The 18,456-nt window shown below is 70.3% G+C and carries 18 protein-coding genes and 1 pseudogene; 11 read left to right on the forward strand and 8 right to left on the reverse strand.

Going from position 1 to position 18,456, the window contains the following annotated elements:
* Positions 1–69 precede the first annotated feature (69 nt).
* Positions 70–3,876, forward strand: coding sequence for a multifunctional oxoglutarate decarboxylase/oxoglutarate dehydrogenase thiamine pyrophosphate-binding subunit/dihydrolipoyllysine-residue succinyltransferase subunit (locus tag AB0D31_RS04285; protein ID WP_362716768.1), 3,807 nt, complete (start codon positions 70–72; stop codon positions 3,874–3,876).
* A 151-nt stretch (positions 3,877–4,027) separates the two neighbouring features.
* Here the strand turns inward: AB0D31_RS04285 and AB0D31_RS04290 are convergent, their stop codons facing one another.
* Positions 4,028–4,255, reverse strand: a complete 228-nt coding sequence (locus tag AB0D31_RS04290; protein WP_362716770.1) for a DUF6191 domain-containing protein — start codon at positions 4,253–4,255, stop codon at positions 4,028–4,030.
* 421 nt (positions 4,256–4,676) lie between these two features.
* On the opposite strand from AB0D31_RS04290, the gene AB0D31_RS04295 reads away from it, so the two are divergent.
* Positions 4,677–4,862, forward strand: coding sequence for a DUF6104 family protein (locus AB0D31_RS04295; RefSeq protein WP_030190019.1), 186 nt, complete (start codon positions 4,677–4,679; stop codon positions 4,860–4,862).
* A gap of 141 nt (positions 4,863–5,003) precedes the next feature.
* Here AB0D31_RS04295 and AB0D31_RS04300 read toward each other — a convergent pair.
* A pseudogene (locus AB0D31_RS04300) lies at positions 5,004–5,339 on the reverse strand (hypothetical protein); the annotation flags it as partial.
* A 147-nt stretch (positions 5,340–5,486) separates the two neighbouring features.
* Here AB0D31_RS04300 and AB0D31_RS04305 point away from each other — a divergent pair.
* Together AB0D31_RS04305 and AB0D31_RS04310 are read left to right on the forward strand one after the other, a co-directional pair.
* Complete coding sequence (locus tag AB0D31_RS04305) at positions 5,487–6,491, forward strand: DUF4097 family beta strand repeat-containing protein (RefSeq protein WP_362716773.1); 1,005 nt, start codon at positions 5,487–5,489, stop codon at positions 6,489–6,491.
* A 1-nt stretch (position 6,492) separates the two neighbouring features.
* Positions 6,493–7,560 carry a helix-turn-helix transcriptional regulator gene (locus AB0D31_RS04310; RefSeq protein WP_362716776.1) on the forward strand — a complete coding sequence of 356 codons (1,068 nt, stop codon included), beginning with the start codon at positions 6,493–6,495 and terminating at the stop codon, positions 7,558–7,560.
* Between the two features lie 339 nt (positions 7,561–7,899).
* Here AB0D31_RS04310 and AB0D31_RS04315 read toward each other — a convergent pair whose 3' ends face one another.
* The 4 genes from AB0D31_RS04315 to AB0D31_RS04330 form a co-directional block, all read right to left on the reverse strand.
* The gene (locus AB0D31_RS04315) at positions 7,900–8,442 is read right to left on the reverse strand and encodes a Clp protease N-terminal domain-containing protein (RefSeq protein WP_362716779.1); all 543 of its coding nucleotides are present in this window, start codon (positions 8,440–8,442) and stop codon (positions 7,900–7,902) included.
* Positions 8,442–8,651, reverse strand: coding sequence for an HTH domain-containing protein (locus AB0D31_RS04320; RefSeq protein WP_100579604.1), 210 nt, complete (start codon positions 8,649–8,651; stop codon positions 8,442–8,444). The genes AB0D31_RS04315 and AB0D31_RS04320 overlap by 1 nt, the downstream gene beginning before the upstream one ends.
* A gap of 146 nt (positions 8,652–8,797) precedes the next feature.
* Positions 8,798–9,763, reverse strand: a complete 966-nt coding sequence (locus AB0D31_RS04325; protein ID WP_362716782.1) for a zinc-binding dehydrogenase — start codon at positions 9,761–9,763, stop codon at positions 8,798–8,800.
* Between the two features lie 260 nt (positions 9,764–10,023).
* The gene (locus AB0D31_RS04330) at positions 10,024–11,241 is read right to left on the reverse strand and encodes an NADP-dependent malic enzyme (protein ID WP_362716785.1); all 1,218 of its coding nucleotides are present in this window, start codon (positions 11,239–11,241) and stop codon (positions 10,024–10,026) included.
* A gap of 615 nt (positions 11,242–11,856) precedes the next feature.
* Here AB0D31_RS04330 and AB0D31_RS04335 point away from each other — a divergent pair.
* Genes AB0D31_RS04335 through AB0D31_RS04345 form a run of 3 tightly spaced genes read left to right on the forward strand, consistent with a single transcriptional unit; the run spans position 11,857 to position 14,548 of the window.
* The gene (locus AB0D31_RS04335; RefSeq protein ID WP_362716788.1) at positions 11,857–12,813 is read left to right on the forward strand and encodes an ABC transporter substrate-binding protein; all 957 of its coding nucleotides are present in this window, start codon (positions 11,857–11,859) and stop codon (positions 12,811–12,813) included.
* A 27-nt stretch (positions 12,814–12,840) separates the two neighbouring features.
* Positions 12,841–13,776 carry an amino acid ABC transporter permease gene (locus AB0D31_RS04340; RefSeq protein WP_362716790.1) on the forward strand — a complete coding sequence of 312 codons (936 nt, stop codon included), beginning with the start codon at positions 12,841–12,843 and terminating at the stop codon, positions 13,774–13,776.
* Between the two features lie 4 nt (positions 13,777–13,780).
* Complete coding sequence (locus AB0D31_RS04345) at positions 13,781–14,548, forward strand: amino acid ABC transporter ATP-binding protein (protein WP_323177915.1); 768 nt, start codon at positions 13,781–13,783, stop codon at positions 14,546–14,548.
* Positions 14,549–14,647: 99 nt separating this feature from the next.
* On the opposite strand, the gene AB0D31_RS04350 is transcribed toward AB0D31_RS04345, so the two are convergent.
* The gene (locus AB0D31_RS04350; RefSeq protein ID WP_362716794.1) at positions 14,648–15,436 is read right to left on the reverse strand and encodes a class I SAM-dependent methyltransferase; all 789 of its coding nucleotides are present in this window, start codon (positions 15,434–15,436) and stop codon (positions 14,648–14,650) included.
* Between the two features lie 182 nt (positions 15,437–15,618).
* On the opposite strand from AB0D31_RS04350, the gene AB0D31_RS04355 reads away from it, so the two are divergent.
* Positions 15,619–16,233: a CGNR zinc finger domain-containing protein gene (locus tag AB0D31_RS04355; RefSeq protein WP_362716796.1), complete on the forward strand. Its 615-nt coding sequence runs from the start codon at positions 15,619–15,621 to the stop codon at positions 16,231–16,233.
* Here the strand turns inward: AB0D31_RS04355 and sodX are convergent.
* On the reverse strand, positions 16,152–16,577 hold the full coding sequence (sodX, locus tag AB0D31_RS04360; protein WP_362716799.1) for a nickel-type superoxide dismutase maturation protease: 426 nt from the start codon (positions 16,575–16,577) through the stop codon (positions 16,152–16,154). The two genes, AB0D31_RS04355 and sodX, sit on opposite strands and share 82 nt — an antisense overlap.
* Positions 16,578–16,752: 175 nt before the next feature.
* On the opposite strand from sodX, the gene sodN reads away from it, so the two are divergent.
* The 3 genes from sodN (at position 16,753) to AB0D31_RS04375 (ending at position 18,430) form a co-directional block, all read left to right on the forward strand.
* Entirely contained in the window at positions 16,753–17,148 is a 396-nt protein-coding gene (sodN, locus tag AB0D31_RS04365; RefSeq protein ID WP_267056334.1) for a superoxide dismutase, Ni, read from the forward strand.
* A 267-nt stretch (positions 17,149–17,415) separates the two neighbouring features.
* Positions 17,416–17,979 (forward strand): chloramphenicol phosphotransferase CPT, encoded by a 564-nt coding sequence (cpt, locus tag AB0D31_RS04370; protein ID WP_362716802.1) that lies wholly within the window; start codon positions 17,416–17,418, stop codon positions 17,977–17,979.
* Positions 17,980–18,019: 40 nt separating this feature from the next.
* Positions 18,020–18,430: a glyoxalase/bleomycin resistance/extradiol dioxygenase family protein gene (locus AB0D31_RS04375; RefSeq protein WP_362716805.1), complete on the forward strand. Its 411-nt coding sequence runs from the start codon at positions 18,020–18,022 to the stop codon at positions 18,428–18,430.
* Positions 18,431–18,456: the final 26 nt, after the last annotated feature.

An 18,456-nucleotide genomic window follows, 5' to 3' on the forward strand; every position in this document is an offset into this window, starting at 1 on the left:
GGCCGGCAAGGCGTAGCCTTTATTTCCGCTGTCCATCACCTTGTGAAGCGGAAGAGGGCGGTTACCGCCGTGTCGTCTCAGTCCCCCAGTAATTCGAGCGTCTCGACCGACCAAGACGGGCAGGGCAAGAACCCTGCGGCCGGCTTTGGTGCCAATGAGTGGCTTGTCGACGAGATCTATCAGCAGTACCTCCAGGACCCCAATTCGGTCGACCGTGCCTGGTGGGACTTCTTCGCCGACTACAAGCCGGGCGCCACCGGCACGGCGGACAACCCTGTTCAGGGTGCTCCCACCGCGGCCGCGCCCGCCGCAGCCGCGCCGGCACCGGCCACCCCGGCCGCCGCCCCGGCGCCGGCGAAGGCCGCGGCTCCGGCCGCCGTCCCGGCTCCGGTCCAGGCGAAGCCGGCTGCTGCCGCGCCCGCTGCGCCCGCCAAGCCCGCCGCCGCACCGGCCGCCGCGAAGCCGGCCGCCAAGGCCGCCCAGGCGGCTGAGGCCACCGAGGCCCCGGCGGGCCCGGAGTACGTGACGCTGCGCGGCCCCGCCGCCGCGGTCGCCAAGAACATGAACGCCTCGATCGAGGTCCCCACGGCGACGTCCGTGCGCGCGGTCCCGGTGAAGCTGCTGTTCGACAACCGGATCGTGATCAACAACCACCTCAAGCGCGCCCGGGGCGGGAAGATCTCCTTCACGCACCTCATCGGGTACGCGATGGTGCAGGCGATCAAGGCCATGCCGTCGATGAACTACGCGTTCGTCGAGAAGGACGGCAAGCCGACCCTGGTCAAGCCGGAGCACATCAACTTCGGCCTCGCCATCGACCTGGTGAAGCCCAACGGCGACCGCCAGCTCGTCGTCGCCGGCATCAAGAAGGCCGAGACGCTCGACTTCTTCGAGTTCTGGCAGGCGTACGAGGACATCGTCCGCCGCGCCCGGAACAACAAGCTGACGATGGACGACTTCACCGGCGTCACCGTCTCGCTGACCAACCCCGGCGGCCTCGGCACCGTGCACTCCGTGCCGCGTCTGATGCCCGGACAGTCGGTCATCATGGGCGTCGGCTCGATGGACTACCCGGCCGAGTTCCAGGGCACCTCGCAGGACACGCTGAACAAGCTGGGCATCTCGAAGGTGATGACCCTCACCTCGACGTACGACCACCGGGTGATCCAGGGCGCCGCGTCGGGCGAGTTCCTGCGCATCGTCGCCAACCTGCTCCTCGGCGACAGCGGCTTCTTCGACGACATCTTCGAAGCGCTGCGCATCCCCTACGAGCCGGTCCGCTGGCTCAAGGACATCGACGCCTCGCACGACGACGACGTCACGAAGGCCGCCCGCGTCTTCGAGCTGATCCACTCCTACCGGGTCCGCGGCCACGTCATGGCCGACACCGACCCGCTGGAGTACCGCCAGCGCAAGCACCCCGACCTGGACATCACCGAGCACGGCCTCACCCTGTGGGACCTGGAGCGGGAGTTCGCGGTCGGCGGCTTCGCCGGCAAGTCCCTGATGAAGCTGCGCGACGTCCTCGGCGTGCTGCGCGACTCGTACTGCCGCACCACCGGCATCGAGTTCATGCACATCCAGGACCCCAAGCAGCGCAAGTGGATCCAGGACCGCGTCGAGCGCTCGCACTCCAAGCCGGAGCGCGAGGAGCAGCTGCGCATCCTGCGCCGCCTGAACGCCGCCGAGGCGTTCGAGACGTTCCTGCAGACCAAGTACGTCGGCCAGAAGCGGTTCTCGCTGGAGGGCGGCGAGTCGGTCATTCCGCTGCTCGACGCCGTCATCGACAGCGCCGCTGAGTCCCGCCTGGACGAGGTCGTCATCGGCATGGCCCACCGCGGCCGCCTGAACGTTCTCGCCAACATCGTCGGCAAGTCGTACGCGCAGATCTTCCGCGAGTTCGAGGGCAACCTCGACCCGAAGTCGATGCACGGCTCCGGCGACGTGAAGTACCACCTGGGCGCGTCGGGCACCTTCACCGGCCTTGACGGCGAGCAGATCAAGGTCTCGCTCGTCGCGAACCCCTCGCACCTGGAGGCCGTCGACCCGGTCCTCGAAGGTGTCGCCCGCGCCAAGCAGGACGTCATCAACAAGGGCGGCACGGACTTCACGGTCCTGCCCGTCGCCCTGCACGGTGACGCGGCCTTCGCGGGCCAGGGTGTCGTCGCCGAGACCCTGAACATGTCGCAGCTGCGCGGCTACCGCACCGGCGGCACGGTCCACATCGTCATCAACAACCAGGTCGGCTTCACCGCCGCCCCGGAGTCGTCGCGCTCGTCCATGTACGCCACCGACGTGGCCCGCATGATCGAGGCGCCGATCATCCACGTGAACGGCGACGACCCGGAGGCCGTGGTCCGCGTCGCGCGGCTCGCCTTCGAGTTCCGCCAGACGTTCAACAAGGACGTCGTGATCGACCTCATCTGCTACCGCCGCCGCGGTCACAACGAGGGCGACAACCCGCAGTTCACCAACCCGCAGATGTACAACCTGATCGACAAGAAGCGCTCGGTGCGCAAGCTCTACACCGAGTCGCTCATCGGTCGCGGCGACATCACCCTGGAAGAGGCCGAGCAGGCCCTGCAGGACTTCCAGGGCCAGCTGGAGAAGGTGTTCGCGGAGGTCCGCGAGGCCACCTCGGCGCCGGGCGAGATCCAGTCGTCCGACCACCAGGCGGAGTTCCCCGTCGCGGTCTCCACCGCGGTCTCCCAGGAGGCCGTGAAGCGCATCGCCGAGTCGCAGGTGAACATCCCCGAGCGGATCACCGTGCACCCGCGTCTGATGCCGCAGATGCAGCGCCGCGCCGCCTCCGTGGAGGACGGCACGATCGACTGGGGCATGGGCGAGACCCTGGCCATCGGTTCGCTGCTCATGGAGGGCGTCCCGGTCCGGCTCTCCGGCCAGGACACCCGCCGCGGCACCTTCGGCCAGCGCCACGCGGTCCTCGTCGACCAGGTCACGGGCGAGGACTACACCCCGCTCATGTACCTCTCCGACGAGCAGGCGCGCTACAACGTCTACGACTCGCTGCTCTCGGAGTACGCGGCGATGGGCTTCGAGTACGGCTACTCGCTGGCCCGTCCCGAGTCCCTGGTGATGTGGGAAGCGCAGTTCGGCGACTTCGTCAACGGCGCCCAGACGGTCGTCGACGAGTTCATCTCGTCGGCCGAGCAGAAGTGGGGCCAGACCTCCGGCGTCACGCTGCTGCTGCCGCACGGCTACGAGGGCCAGGGCCCGGACCACTCGTCCGCCCGCCCGGAGCGCTTCCTCCAGATGTGCGCGCAGAACAACATGACGGTCGCCATGCCGACGCTGCCGTCGAACTACTTCCACCTGCTGCGCTGGCAGGTCCACAACCCGCACCACAAGCCGCTCATCGTCTTCACCCCGAAGTCGATGCTGCGTCTGAAGGCGGCGGCGTCGAAGGCCGAGGAGTTCACCACCGGCGGCTTCCGCCCGGTGATCGGCGACGAGCACGTGGACGCGAGCGCGGTCCGCAAGGTCGTCTTCTGCGCGGGCAAGGTCTACTACGACCTGGCCGCCGAGCGCGAGAAGCGCGGCGCGACGGACACGGCGATCATCCGCATCGAGCGCCTGTACCCGCTGCCGGGTGCCGAGCTCCAGGCGGAGATCGCCAAGTTCCCGAACGCCGAGAAGTACCTGTGGGCCCAGGAGGAGCCGGCGAACCAGGGTGCCTGGCCGTTCATCGCGCTGAACCTGATCGACCACCTGGACCTGGCCGTCGGCGCGGACGTGCCGCACGGCGAGCGCCTGCGCCGCATCTCGCGCCCGCACGGCTCGTCTCCCGCGGTGGGCTCGAAGAAGCGCCATGAGCAGGAGCAGGAGCAGCTGGTGAGCGAGGTCTTCGAGGCGTAGCCGCTCCTCGAAGGCCGTACGCACGCGAAGGGCCCGGCACTCCCCATCCAGGGAGTGCCGGGCCCTTCGGCGGGGTGGCGATTCAGAGAGTGCCGAGCCCCTCGGCGTGGTCGCGATGCGGAGAGCGCTGGGCCCCTCAGCGTGGTCGCGCTCAGTTCTGGCCGGCGTCCCCGCTCGTGCCGTCGACCGCGCTCCTACCGTCGTCCGCGTGGTCGGCGCCGCCGGGTGGGGGCACCCGTATGACCACGCTGCCGCTGTCTATGGGGCCGCGCCCCGGATCGGAGTCCCCGACCTCGTCGAGCGTGATCTCCTGACGGCGGCGCTCCTCTTCCGTGTGCCGCCGCCCTGGCGCGAAAAGCTCGTCGAGCCCACCGAACATCCGAAGCCACCTCCGTCAGCCGTCCCGTACCTGCATAACGCCGTGCGGCGCCTGTCGGATCCCGATCATGGCCGCCGGTTCCGCCGGCCGCGCCCCGGGCAGACCCCGTGGCAGCGTTCGGTGACGCTGACCTCGCGGTACCCCGGTCCCGCCCGGCGAACCGGGCCCGCGGCCCTCACATGGTCGGCACAGCGAGCTTGGTGGCCGGCTCGGGGTGCCGGCGCCGGAGTTCGTCGACGAGCCGGCGCAGCGGCGATTCGGCGTGACCGGGAAGCTACCGGCGAAGTGCCAATGGACAGTCCATGCGGCTAAAGCACGCGTGCACGCGTAAAGCACGAGCGGCGCCCGCCCGGGGACGGCCGCCCGATACCCCCCGATACCCTGGGGCCGACCATCCGGCACGTCCTCCCAGGAGCAAGTTGTGTACTTCACCGACCGCGGCATCGAGGAGCTGGAGAAGCGGCGCGGCGAGGAAGAGGTCACCTTCGAGTGGCTCGCCGAGCAGCTGCGCACCTTCGTCGACCTGAACCCGGACTTCGAGGTCCCCGTAGAGCGGCTCGCCACCTGGCTGGCCCGGCTCGACGACGAGGACGAGGACGAGGAGTAGGGACAGGAGCAGGAGCAGGCGGTCCGGGGAAGGCCGGCGCTGCGGGGCGGGGGCGCGCCTGACGCGTAATACGCGTCAACCGCAGACGCGCCGGATGCGCGACGCGTCCCGCACCCGGTCGGCCCTTTCGCCCGGGGTCAGACCGACGGGCAGGGCCACCCCGGTACGGGCCAGGGCGTAGCCCGCCCGGGAATCGTCCCACCACAGCGCCAGCGCGGGGCGGCCCCCGCCGACCGTCAGCGCCCCCGTCCAGCCGGCGAGCACCTGGTCGACGGGGTCGTCACCGGACAGCCAGGACGTGGCCGAGGGGACGAGCACACTCCAGCCCTCCCCGGCCGGCGCCAGGAGCATCGGCTCGCGCAACAGAGGGGCGACGGGGCGGACCACCGCGGGTTCGGCGCGACAGAGGAGCAGCGCTCCGGGGGCGGGGACTGGGGGGACGCGCACGCCCTCACGCCAGGTCGCACAACGGGGTATTTCGCACCAGAGGCACCCGCGCGGGCGGCGCCGGCGGGGCGTGAGTACACCTTGACTTTCCCGAACCGCGATATATCGTGTTGAGTCAGAGACGCGATATGTTGCGTCTGATCGTATCCGTGCGCAGCGCCCCCAGGAGGTCAGTACATGCCCGAGTCCACGTGGGCCGTCCGAGAGTCGCAGAAGCTCACGTTCGACGAGCCGCTGACCAAGTTCCACGTCCGCGTCGTCAACGGAACTGTGAACGTGGTGGGCACCGAGGAAAGTTCCTCGCGCCTGGAGATCACCTCGGTCGAGGGACCACCCCTGATCGTGACGCGACAGGGCTCGACCCTCACCGTCGCCTACGAGGACCTGCCGTGGCGGGGCTTCCTGAAGTGGTTCGACCGCAAGGGCTGGAACCGCAGCGCGGTGGTCTCGCTCGCCGTGCCGGCGGACGCGGACGTTGAGCTGGGCATGGTCGGCGCGGGCGCCGTGGTCTCCGGGATCCGGGGGCGTACGGAGGTGCGGGGCGTCAGCGGTGACGCGACCCTCGTCCAGCTCGCCGGGACGGTCCGCGCCGACAGCGTCACCGGCCATGTGGAGGCCCAGGCGGTCACGGGCGACCTCCACTTCAAGACCGTGTCCGGCAATCTGACCGTCGTCGAGGGTTCGGGGGCGGCCGTGGCGGCCGAGTCCGTGAGCGGCGACATGATGCTCGACCTCGACCCGGGTACGAAGACCACCGACATCCGCCTGACCACGGTGTCCGGCGAGATCGCCATCCGGCTGCCGCACCCGGCGGACGCCCACGTCGAGGCCAACACCGCGAGCGGGGCCATCTCCAGCGCCTTCGAGGACCTGCGGGTCGGCGGGCAGTGGGGCATGAAGAAGATCACCGGCACGCTGGGGGCGGGGACGGGGACCCTCAAGGCCACGACGGTCTCGGGCTCGATCGCGCTGCTGCGCAGGCCGGCGGCGGAGGAGGGCCCGTTCGAGCCCCCCTTCGAGACCCCCTTCGAGAACACGCCGCCGGACGGCACCGCCTCCCCCACGACCGGCCGGCCGGGCCCGAACGACCCGACCGACGCGATCGACCCCACCGGACCCGTGGACCCCACCGGCCCCGTCGGCCCGACCGGCCCCGTCGGCCCGACCAAGAAGGTGCTCTGACATGCCCCCTGTCTTCGCCCACGGACGTCTCCGTCTCTACCTCCTCAAGCTGCTCGACGAGGCCCCGCGCCACGGCTACGAGGTGATCCGCCTGCTCGAAGAGCGCTTCCAGGGGCTGTACGCGCCGAGCGCCGGCACGGTCTACCCGCGGCTCGCCAAGCTGGAGGCCGAGGGTCTTGTCACCCACACCACCGAGGGCGGCCGCAAGGTGTACTCGATCACCGACGCGGGCCGTGCGGAGTTGGCGGGCCGGGGTGGTGAACTCGCCGATCTGGAGCTGGAGATCCGCGAATCCGTCTCCGAACTCGCCGCCGAGATCCGCGACGACGTACGCGGGGCGGCCGGCAGCCTGCGCGACGACATGCGCCGCGCGGCCCACGAATCCCGTACGGGTCAGGGCTCGGCCGGCGCCGGCCGGGGCGCCCGCAAGGGATTCCCGGACGCCTCCGACTTCTTCGACGGTACGTGGGGTGACGCGGAGGGATGGCAGCAGGCGAAGGAGGAGTTCAAGCGCGCGAAGCAGGAGTGGAAGGAGCAGGCGCGCCGGGCGAAGGACGAGTCCAGGCGGGCCCGCGACGAGGCCCAGGAGGCGCGCCGCGAGGCCAGGGAGGCGCAGGAGAAGGCGCGCGAGGACATGCAGCGGGTCGCCCGCGACGTTCAGCGCCAGGTGCAGGAGCACTTCGCGCGGGGCGACTGGCCGACGGGCGTACGCGAGGGTCTCGCCGAAATCACCAAGGAGCTGGGCCGCTTCGGCTTCGGCCCGACGGCCCACGAGCCTGCGGCTGAGCGGGAGCGGGCGGCTGAGCGGGAGCGCGCGGCCCGGCCGGAGCCTGCGACTGAGCCGGAGCCTGCGACTGAGCCGGGGTCTGCGGCTGGGCCGGAGCCCGAGTGGGCGCGGGAGGCGTCGTCCGGTGACCCGGCGCGGGATCTGGACCGGCTGCTCGACCGGTTCCGGGACGACATCCGGGATGCGGCCCGGGACCACGGGGTGACGGAGCCCCAACTGGACGCGGCTCGTGGCTACTTGGCGCGGGCGGCGGCGCACATCGCGGCCACACTCCGCCCCTGACGAGCGCGCCGGACGGCGCGGGAGCCGGCCGGGTCCGAGGCTCAGCCCCAGGGCCCGGCCTTCGGGTGCGGCCCGCGGGTGGCCGGTCGCGCCGTTCCCCGCGCCCCTGGGCGGGCTGCCCTTGGCGGGGTGCCCGCCAGAGGCACACCCGCCCCTGGCAGCTTGGCCCTGGCGGGGTGCCCAGCAGAGGCTCACCCAGCCCGTCATGGGCCCCTGGCCCTTAAGGCCTTGGGGGAGATTGAGGACAAGCGCCGTTCAAGGCGCGACCGGGGTCTGGGGCGGAGCCCCAGGGAGCTGCCACCCTCAAGTAGCCGCACGGGGGTGGGTGGGCAAGCCCCCTCAGATGCCGAGCACCCGCTCAACCTCCCCATACGTCCCCCCGAACTCCGCGAGGACCTCCCCCACCACACCCGGCATCACCACAAGCGCCAGCAGCACATGCTCGTCACCGATCGACTTCCGCTTCCGCGCCACAGCCATCCGCAGCGACTTCTCCAGCACCTTCTTCGCCCCCTTCGTGAAGGCCGGCCTCCCCGAGGGCCACGCCTTGCCCGGCTCCGCGCCGGAGAGCGCACCGGGCCCATGGGCTTCCTCCACCCGCGCGACGATCTCCTCGACGGAGATGCCGAGCCCCGCCAGCGCGTCCTCGTCCGCCTTGGACATGCCGCCCCGGCGCCGCGCGGCGGCCAGCGCCTCGGCGATCTCGCCGCGCCGGGCGGTGACGCCGAGGGAGCCGAGCGCGAGGGCCGCCCTGGTGCCCTCGCGATCGAGGAGGGCGAAGAGCAGATGTTCCTCGGTCACCACCGGGGACCCCGCACGGGACGCGTACTCGACCGCCCCCGTCACCACCCCCCGCGCATCCACCGTGAATCGCTCGAACATCAAGTCCTCCCGTGCTTCTTGTGGACGGCCTGGCGGCTGACCCCCAGCTCCGCGGCGATCTCCTGCCATGACCAGCCCTGATTGCGGGCGCTTCGTACCTGTACGGATTCGAGCTGTTCCAGGAGCCGTCGCAGCGCGGCGACGGCTCGCAGTCCGACCCTCGGGTCGCGGTCGCCGGCTCGTGCGGCGAGATCGGTGGCCTCGGTCATACATGTCAACTTACATTGACATCACGACCCCGTCAACCAAAGTTGACGCGCGGGCTGGAGAAAAGGCCGCGGCCCCGCGCACAAGAACAGGCGCGGAACCGCGGCCCCGAAGCCGGCCCGAATGGGCCGAACCGGCCGGCCCTGCCTCACCCCACCGTGAGCACGACCTTCCCGAACAGGTCGCCCGACGCCACCTTCTCGAAGCCCTCGCGCGCCCGGTCCAGCGGAAGCACCTCGTCGATGACAGGACGTACACCCGTCGCCGAGCAGAACGCGAGCAGGTCCTCCAGCTCGTCCTTGGTACCCATCGTGGAGCCCACGACCTTGAGCTCAAGGAAGAAGATGCGGGTCAGCTCGGCGTGGGCGGGGCGGTCGCCGCTGGTGGCGCCGGAGATGACCAGGGTGCCGCCGGGGCGCAGGGACTTCACCGAGTGCGACCAGGTCGCCGCGCCCACCGTCTCGATCACCGCGTCGACGCGCTGCGGCAGCCGCGCACCGGACTCGTACGCCTCGACCGCGCCCAGCTCGACGGCCCGCTTGCGCTTGGCCTCGTCGCGGCTGGTGGCGAAGACCCGGAGGCCGGCCGCCTTGCCGAGCACGATCGCGGCGGTGGCGACCCCGCCTCCCGCGCCCTGCACGAGCACCGAGTCCCCCGGCCGTACACCGGCGTTGGTGAACAGCATCCGGTAGGCGGTCAGCCACGCCGTCGGCAGGCACGCGGCCTCCGCGAAGCTCATCCCCTTCGGCTTGGGCAGCACGTTCCAGGTGGGCACGGTGACCTGCTCGGCGAAGGTGCCCTGGTACTTCTCGGTGAGGATCGAGCGGCCCTCGGCGGGGCCGACCCCGTGGCCGCTCTGGCCGATCACCGAGTGCAGGACGACCTCGTTGCCGTCCGCGTCGATCCCGGCCGCGTCGCAGCCGAGGATCATCGGCAGCTTGTCCTCGGTGATGCCGACGCCGCGCAGCGACCAGACGTCGTGGTGGTTGAGGGAGGCGGCCCGTACGTCGATGAGGCTCCAGCCGGGGCGTACCTCGGGGGCCGGCCGCTCCCCCAACTCAAGGCCGCTGAGCGGCTGGTCACGGTCGATGCGGGCGGCGTAGGCGGCGAACATGGCCCTGACCCTAGGGTGCGCGGCCCGGCTGCCGGAACCTCCCACGACTGTGACACCCCGCACGCCGCGCCAGGCCACGAAAGGGCCCCGCGGGGATCGCACGAAAGAGCCGTGCCGGGCTCCCCCGAAGGAGAGCCCGGCACGGCTCGTACGAACTGCTGCCGGTACTGGTGCCGGTACGGCTACCGGTACTGGTGCCGGTAGCAGGACCGGTCCGCGACCTACTGGTACTGCTACCGGTCCGTGGGCTACCGGTACGGCTACCGGCGCGCCACGCCCTCGGCGCGGGCGGCGGCCGCCACCGCGGCGGTGACGGCGGGGGCGACCCGCTCGTCGAACGGCGACGGGATGACGTAGTCGGCGGCGAGCTGGTCGCCCACGACGTCGGCCAGCGCGTTGGCCGCGGCGATCTTCATGCCCTCGGTGATCCGGGAAGCCCGGACCTGGAGGGCGCCCGCGAAGATGCCGGGGAACGCGAGCACGTTGTTGATCTGGTTCGGGTAGTCCGAGCGGCCGGTGGCCACGACCGACGCGTACTTGTGCGCGATGTCGGGGTGCACCTCGGGGTTCGGGTTGGCCATCGCGAAGACGAAGGCACCCGGCGCCATGGAGGCGACGGCGGGCTCGGGGACCGTACCGCCCGAGACGCCGATGAACACGTCCGCGCCGGCGAGCGCGTGCTCCAGGGAGCCGCTCAGGCCCGCCTTGTTGGTGAGCTCGGCGAGCTCCCGCTTGACGTCCGTCAGGTCCGTACGGTCGCTGCTGACGATGCCCTTGCGGTCGGTGACCGCCACATCGCCGAGGCCCGCTTCGAGCAGGAACTTGGCGATGGCGACACCGGCCGCGCCCGCTCCGGAGATCACGGCGCGCAGGTCGCCGAGGGTGCGTCCGGTGAGCTTCGCGGCGTTGCGCAGGGCGGCCAGGGTGACGACGGCCGTGCCGTGCTGGTCGTCGTGGAAGACCGGGATGTCCAGGGCTTCCTGCAGGCGCCGCTCGATCTCGAAGCAGCGCGGGGCCGAGATGTCCTCCAGGTTCACCCCGCCGAAGGAGGGCGCGAGGCGGACGACGGTCTCGATGATCTCGTCCGTGTCGGTGGTCGCCAGCGCGATCGGCACCGCGTCGACGCCGCCGAACTGCTTGAAGAGGATCGCCTTGCCCTCCATGACCGGGAGGGAGGCCTCGGGACCGATGTCACCGAGTCCGAGCACCGCGGTGCCGTCCGTCACGACGGCGACCACCTGCGACTTCCAGGTGTAGTCGTGGACCAGCTCCGGGTTCTCCGCGATCGCGCTGCACACCTTGGCGACGCCCGGCGTGTAGGCGAGGGACAGGTCGTCCTTGTCCCGGATCGGCACGGTGGCCTGCACGGCCATCTTGCCGCCGCGGTGGAGCGCGAAGGCGGGGTCGAAGGATTCGACGGAATCTCCGTAACCCTCCGTGCCGCTGTCGCTGCGAGGATTGACGATCTCCGCTGCCATGGTGTTGTACCCCTTAAGTCTTCATCAGTTGAGGGTGGCCACTCCTTGTTGAGGAGGGGTGGGCGGACCCGCGTACGTTCCCCACTGAGGGCGGTTGGCCCGCCCCGCGGGGAGGAGGTACGTACGCGCGGGCGCGCCGCACACGCGCCCTGAGCCCCGGATGAGGGGTGTAAGGATCCTTCTTACCGGACAGAGACGTCCGCCGACGAGTCCATAGTGGCCCAGCGCCGACGCTCCGTCGCAAGCGGCCTCCGTACCGTGACACGACTCTTCACGTGTTGTCACGACAAGTCGGTTACGCGGCATGAAACATGTCCGCGCCGCGAGATGAACCGGAGATTCTGCGGTCCGTGCGGGCCCTGCCCGCACATGGTCCGGCGCCCGGGGCCGGGATGTGGCGGCCTGGACGGTTTCGGGGGGTGACCCGTTATCCGATTTTGACATGGCTGCGACCCTGATTTCCGCGGTCCGAATGGCAAGATGCGACTTCACACGCGGTTCACACCGCGGTCGCGACACCCGAGGATGCGTGCACGACCACCGCCAGGACCTGTGCGTTCTCGCTGTGCGCACTCCATGGCCACTCCACTCACCACCTGCCGGAGGAACCCGACCATGACCGCAAGCACCACCCGCCGTACGACCGCCGCCACGTCCCGGATTGCCGCGGTCGGCGCGATCGCGGTCGCGGGCGCCCTGCTGGTCACCGGCTGCGGTGACCAGACGAAGAAGGGCTCGGCCCCCGAGTCCTCGGGCTCCAGCTCCGCCCCGCTGTTCTCCAAGCTCCCCGCGAACATCCAGAAGGCCGGCGTCATCAAGGTCGGTACGGACGCCACGTACGCGCCCATGGAGTTCAAGCAGGGCGAGAACATCGTCGGCATCGACCCCGACATCGCCGCGGCCCTCGGCAAGCAGCTCGGCGTGAAGTTCGAGTTCACCAGCGGCACCTTCGACACCCTGCTCGGCGCGCTGCCCACCGGCCGCTACGACGCGGTGATGTCCTCGGTGAGCGACACCAAGGCCCGCCAGGAAGGCCTTGACAAGAGCGGCAAGAAGACCGGTACGGGCGTCGACTTCGTCGACTACTACACCGCGAGCACCGGCATCCTGGTCAAGAAGGGCAACCCGCAGGGCATCAAGTCCACCGACGACCTCTGCGGCAAGACCATCGCCGTGCAGCGCGGCACCACCTATGAGCAGGCCGCCAAGGACCTCGCCGCCAAGTGCGAGAAGGACGGCAAGGGCAAGCTGAGCTTCGAGCCCTTCTCCACCGACGCCGAGGCGCAGACCCGCGTCAAGGCCGGCGGCGCCGTGGCCGACCTGAACGACTCCCCCGTCGCCGCGTACATCGCGAAGACCGCGGGCGGCGGCGCCGACTTCGAGTCGGTCGCCAACCCCTCGGACGCGGGCCCGTTCGGCATCGCGGTGGACAAGAAGAACACCCAGCTGCGCGACGCTCTGTCGCAGGCCCTTGACGCGATCATCAAGGACGGCTCCTACAAGGCGGCCATCGACAAGTGGGGCGGCGCGCAGGGCGCCGTCACCAAGGCAGCCATCAACGGCGGCTCCTGACCCGCGCACCACTGAAGGGCAGTCGCTGTGACTGACAAGCTCGACAAGACCCCCTCCGGCCCGGCCGACGCCGCGCCGGAGCAGGTCCCCCCGGATGTCATCCGGGCCATCCCGGTCCGCCACTACGGCCGCTGGGTCAGCGCCGTACTCGTCGTCGCCGTGCTCGGCGCGCTCGCGTACGCGTTCGCCCAGGGCAATGTGCGCTGGGCCACCGTCACGGACAAGCTGTTCGACTCCAGCATCCTGACCGGCCTGTGGCACACCGTGCTGATCAGCGTCGTCTCGATGGCGGTGGGTCTGGCCCTCGGTGTGCTGTTCGCCGTGATGCGGCTCTCGAAGAACCCGGTGACCAGCTCGGTCGCCTGGCTGTACATCTGGTTCTTCCGCGGCACCCCGGTCTACGTACAGCTCCTGATCTGGTTCAACCTGGCGCTGATCTTCCCGATCCTGAACCTCGGGTTCTACAAGGACTACATGACCGCGGTCATGACTCCGTTCCTCGCCGCCCTGCTCGGCCTCGGTCTCAACGAGGGCGCGTACATGGCGGAGATCGTCCGGGCCGGCATCCAGTCGGTGGACGAGGGACAGACCGAGGCATCGCACGCGCTCGGCATGACGCAGATGCAGACCATGCGCCGTGTGGTGCTCCCCCAGTCGATGCGGGTGATCATCCCGCCGACGGGCAACGAGTTCATCAACATGCTGAAGACGTCGTCGCTGGTCGTCGCCGTCCAGTACCAGGACCTGCTGCGCAGCGCCCAGGACGTCGCCGCGACCTCGTTCGCGGTGATGGAGATGCTCTTCGTGGCCTCGATCTGGTACCTGGCCCTGACCAGCGTGTTCAGCGTCGGCCAGTACTACCTGGAGCGCCGCTTCGCCCGTGGTTCGCTGCGCGCCCTGCCGCCGACGCCGCTGGAGCGCATCAAGTCGAACCTGCTCTCCCTTACCAACTGGCGGCGGTGACCCCATGACTGCACAACCGATGGTCAAGGCGGAGGGCGTCCACAAGTCGTTCGGCCCCGCCCACATCCTCAAGGGCATCGACCTGGAGGTGGCCGAGGGCGAGGTCTTCTGCCTCATCGGCCCCTCGGGCTCGGGCAAGTCGACGTTCCTGCGCTGCATCAACCACCTGGAGCAGATCAACGCCGGGCGGCTATATGTCGACGGCGAGCTGGTCGGGTACCGCCAGAAGGGCGACAAGCTCTACGAGCTGAAGGACAGCGAAGTCGCCCTGAAGCGCCGGGACATCGGCATGGTCTTCCAGCGCTTCAACCTGTTCCCGCACATGACGGCCGTCGAGAACGTCATGGAGGCGCCGGTCCAGGTCAAGCGGGAGTCGAAGTCGGTGGCCCGCGAGCGGGCGCTGAAGCTCCTCGACCGGGTGGGCCTCGCCGACAAGGCGGGCAACTACCCCTCGCAGCTCTCCGGCGGCCAGCAGCAGCGCGTGGCGATCGCCCGCGCGCTGGCGATGCAGCCGAAGCTGATGCTCTTCGACGAGCCGACATCGGCGCTCGACCCCGAGCTGGTGGGCGACGTCCTGGACGTCATGCGGGGCCTCGCCGAGGACGGCATGACGATGATCGTGGTCACCCACGAGATGGGCTTCGCGCGCGAGGTCGGCGACTCGCTGGTCTTCATGGACGACGGCGTGGTGGTCGAAGCCGGCCACCCGCGCGACGTCCTGACCAACCCGCAGCACGACCGGACGAAGTCGTTCCTGTCCAAGGTGCTGTAGGTCGCTCTGGCGCCGTAGGTCGCTCCGCGGAAACTCCACGGGAACTCCATGGGAAGGGGGGTTGAGGGCACGCGCCCTCAACCCCCCTTCCCGTGCGCGCTACTTGAGGGCGAGAAGCAGGGTGTCCGAGGGGGAGGCCCACACGGGCCGGGCCTCGGCGAAACCGGCGGCGCGCAGGGCCTCGGCGTGCCAGGAGGCGGACGACATGTCACCGTCGGCGTGCTCGCCGTAGATCTCGTAGCGCCGGGCGGTCGGTTCCGCGAGTACGGGATCCTTGGCGGCCAGCGCCCACCAGTCGGCCCAGTCGAGGGCCCCCGCGGCCTTGGCGCGGTCCATCTGGGCGTGGCGGTGGGCGCGCTCGGCGGCGTTGATGCGGGGCGTGGCGGGGTCGATCATGTGGTCGGCATTCATGAACACGCCAGCATCGCGGACCAGCCCGCCGATCTGCCCGTAGAGCACGGCGAGCGGTTCGCTGTGCAGCCAGTGCAGGGCGGTCGCCGTGAGCACGGCGTCGTAGGTGTCGTACGGGAGCGACGCGGCCCACTGCGGGTCCTTGAGGTCGGCGGTCACGAAGGTGACCCGGCCGTCCCCGGTGAAGGTGCCCTCGGCGATGGCGAGGAGCGCGGGGTCCAGGTCCACGCCCGTGCTGATGGCGTCCGGGAACCTCTTGAGGAGGCGGTCCGTAATACTCCCCGTACCGCACGCGAGGTCGAGCACGCGCGGTGCGGGCCCGACGCAGGCCTCGACCATGTCGAGCATCACCCGGAAGCGTTCCTCGCGGTCCGGCATGTACCACTCCTGCTGCCGGTCCCAGCTGTCCTGCCAGCCCCGCCAGGAGGCAGGAGCCCCGGCCCCGGCCCCTGCGGTCGGCGCCACACCCTTATCCATCCCCGCACCCGTACCCATATCCGTCCCCTTCCCCGTACCCGAACCTGTGCCCGTATCCGTCCCCATACTCGTCTCCGACACCGGAACCCCTCCTTGGGAGCCCACTGTGTAATACCCTCGAAGGGTACCCAGCCGTTACCTGAATCCCTCCCGACCCTAGACCGCCGCCGTAAGGACTACAAGTGGAACTGGCCTATTACTCGGACTATGCCGTACGCCTGGTCAACACCGAGGAGCCGGCCCGCAACAAGGACACGCTGACGTCGGTCGACGCGGTCCGCGAACTGTTCGGCGGCAACCAGTCGGCGGCCCGCAGGGCGACGGACGCGGACGTGACGCGCTTCCGCTCGGTACGAGCCCGGCTGAGGGCGGTCTTCGAGGCGGCCGACCGGGGCGAGGAGGTGCAGGCGGTCGACCTGCTCAACTCCCTGCTCCTCGAATTCCCCGTCAGCCCGCAGGTGTCGGGGCACGAACACCGCGACGCGGACGACCGGCCGCTGTGGCACATGCACCTGGCCGACCACCCCTCGAACGCGACGGCCGGTTACGCCGCGATCGCCTCCATGGGCCTCGCCTTCCACCTCACGGAGTTCGGCGTCGACCGGCTCGGCCTGTGCGAGGCAGCGCCGTGCCGCAACGCCTATCTCGACACCTCGACCAACCGCTCGCGCCGCTACTGCTCGGACCGGTGCGCGACCCGCGCCAACGTGGCTGCCTACCGGGCCCGCAAGCGCCAGGAGACCGAGCGGTCGGAGAGCACCGGCCTGACGGACGAGACGGCCCAGGAGGCCAGGTAGCCGACCGTGCGCCGGCGCCCGGCCGTCAGCGGCCGAAAGCGCCCGCGCACCCGGCCGAGCACGAGCTCGACCGGCACGGTGCCGAACGCCCTGCTGTCCACGACCTCGTCGTCGGTGTTGTCGCCCAGCACCCACCAGCCGCTCTCGCGCCGCTCCATCAGCCGCTTGACGATGAGCAGGTCCTGCTGGAGCGGATGCCGGAGCACGGCCACGTCCCCGGCCCGCAGCTCCGCTCCGTAGTGCACAAGCAGCTGATCCCCGTGCAACAGCGTGGGGACCATCGAGGTCCCCAGGACCTCCGCGATCCCCAACGGCACCCTCGGTTCCCGCCCCTCGTCCGTCATACGTCACCCGCCTCCAGGCCACCGGCACCCCGCCGCCACACCCACGGTACGTTCCGCCACGAGTCCCGGGGTGACCCTGGACTTTTGACCTAAGCCCATGGGGGCACCCGCGAAATACCGTCTCTCACCGAGTAATGTCCCACCTGAGAAGACGATCACGAGGAAGGACAGCTCAATGCTTTCCCGCCTGTTTGCCCCCAAGGTGAAGGTCAGCGCGCACTGCGACCTGCCCTGCGGTGTGTACGACCCGGCCCAGGCCCGCATCGAGGCGGAGTCGGTCAAGGCCGTACAGGAGAAGTTCCAGGCCAACGAGGACCCGCACTTCCGTGCGCGTGCCGTGGTCATCAAGGAACAGCGTGCGGAGCTCGCGAAGCACCACGTCTCCGTGCTGTGGAGCGACTACTTCAAGCCCCCGCACTTCGAGAAGTACCCCCAGCTCCACCAGCTGGTCAACGACACGCTCAAGGCCCTCTCCACGGCGAAGGCCTCGACCGACCCGAAGACCGGCGAGAAGGCGCTCGAGCTCATCGCCGAGATCGACCGCATCTTCTGGGAGACCAAGAAGGCCTGACCTCTGGTCAGCCTTCGTGGGCCTGCGACTGCCTCGGCGGTCGCGGAGTCTCCCCGTCCGCACCCGCTCCCCAGGCCGCCGACCATGGCGTCTCCTGACGGGGCGGGTGCGGCTTTTTCTGCGGCGGCGAACCGTCCGGCCCGGTGCAGTCCCACGACCTCTTGCGGTACATCACTCTCCAGATCACCGCTCCCCCCTGTTACTGGACCGTTCCCGGCCCGGAAATATTCGATGGGCCCACACGGCGCGTTGGCCTACGTTGGGGCCGTGACGGATCAGACGCATGCGTCCCGCTACCAGGTCATCGTGCTCAACGGCGGGTCCAGTTCCGGGAAGTCCGGGATCGCCCGGTGTCTTCAGGCGGTGCTGCCCGGGGCCTGGTTGACATGCGGGGTGGACTCCCTCGACGGGGCGATGCCCGCCTCCCTCCGGGGTGGCGGGGACGGTCTCGGGATCGGGGCGGACGGAACGGTGACCGTGGGGCCCGAGTACCGGCGGCTGTCGAACGCCTGGGCGTGCGGTGTCGCCGCCATGGTGCGGGCCGGCGCCCGCGTGGTCCTCGACGAGGTGTTCCTGGACGGCGCCGACGCGCAGAAGCGCTGGCTGCACGCTCTGGACGGGCTCGACGTGCTCTGGGTAGGGATCCGCTGCGACCCCGACACCGCCGCCGGACGCGAGACCGCCCGGGGCGACCGCATGCCCGGCATGGCCCGGGGACAGGCCGAGGCCGTGCACCGTGGGGTGCGGTACGACATCGAGGTGGACTCCGCCGGAGCCGAGGCGATGGCCTGCGCCCAGCTGATCACCGAGCACGTCCTGCCCTGCGCGTGATCGCGGGCACACCGCGGACGTTCCGGGTTAGGTTCGGGGCATGGAACCTCTGGAGCCTCCGTACCCCCGGCTTCTCGTCGACCGCTATGAGCCGGCCTTCCGCTTCTACGACGCGGTCCTCCCCGGACTCACCGGCTGCACCCTCGCCCGCGGCAACTCCGCTTCCGGTTACGCCAGTTGGGATGCCGGTGACGGACGCACCGCGCTCGCCCTGTTCGCCCGGGCCGCGATGGTCGCCGCACTCGGCGAGGACTCCGTGCCGGACGGCGGCGCGTCCCTCGTCATCCGCATGGCGACACCAGAGGCGCTCGACGCGGCCGTCTCGCTCTGCGCCGAGGCCGGCGGCACCCTGGCGGCCCCGGCACGTGAACTGCCCGCCTGGGGGCCCGGGTTGAGGGCCGCACACATCCTCGACCCGGACGGCAATCTGGTGGAGCTCCAGACCTACTGAGGGCCCGGGAGCCGGCTCCACACGCC

It is taken from the genome of Streptomyces sp. NPDC048361 (assembly GCF_040651795.1).
In the GTDB taxonomy this organism is placed as follows: domain Bacteria; phylum Actinomycetota; class Actinomycetes; order Streptomycetales; family Streptomycetaceae; genus Streptomyces.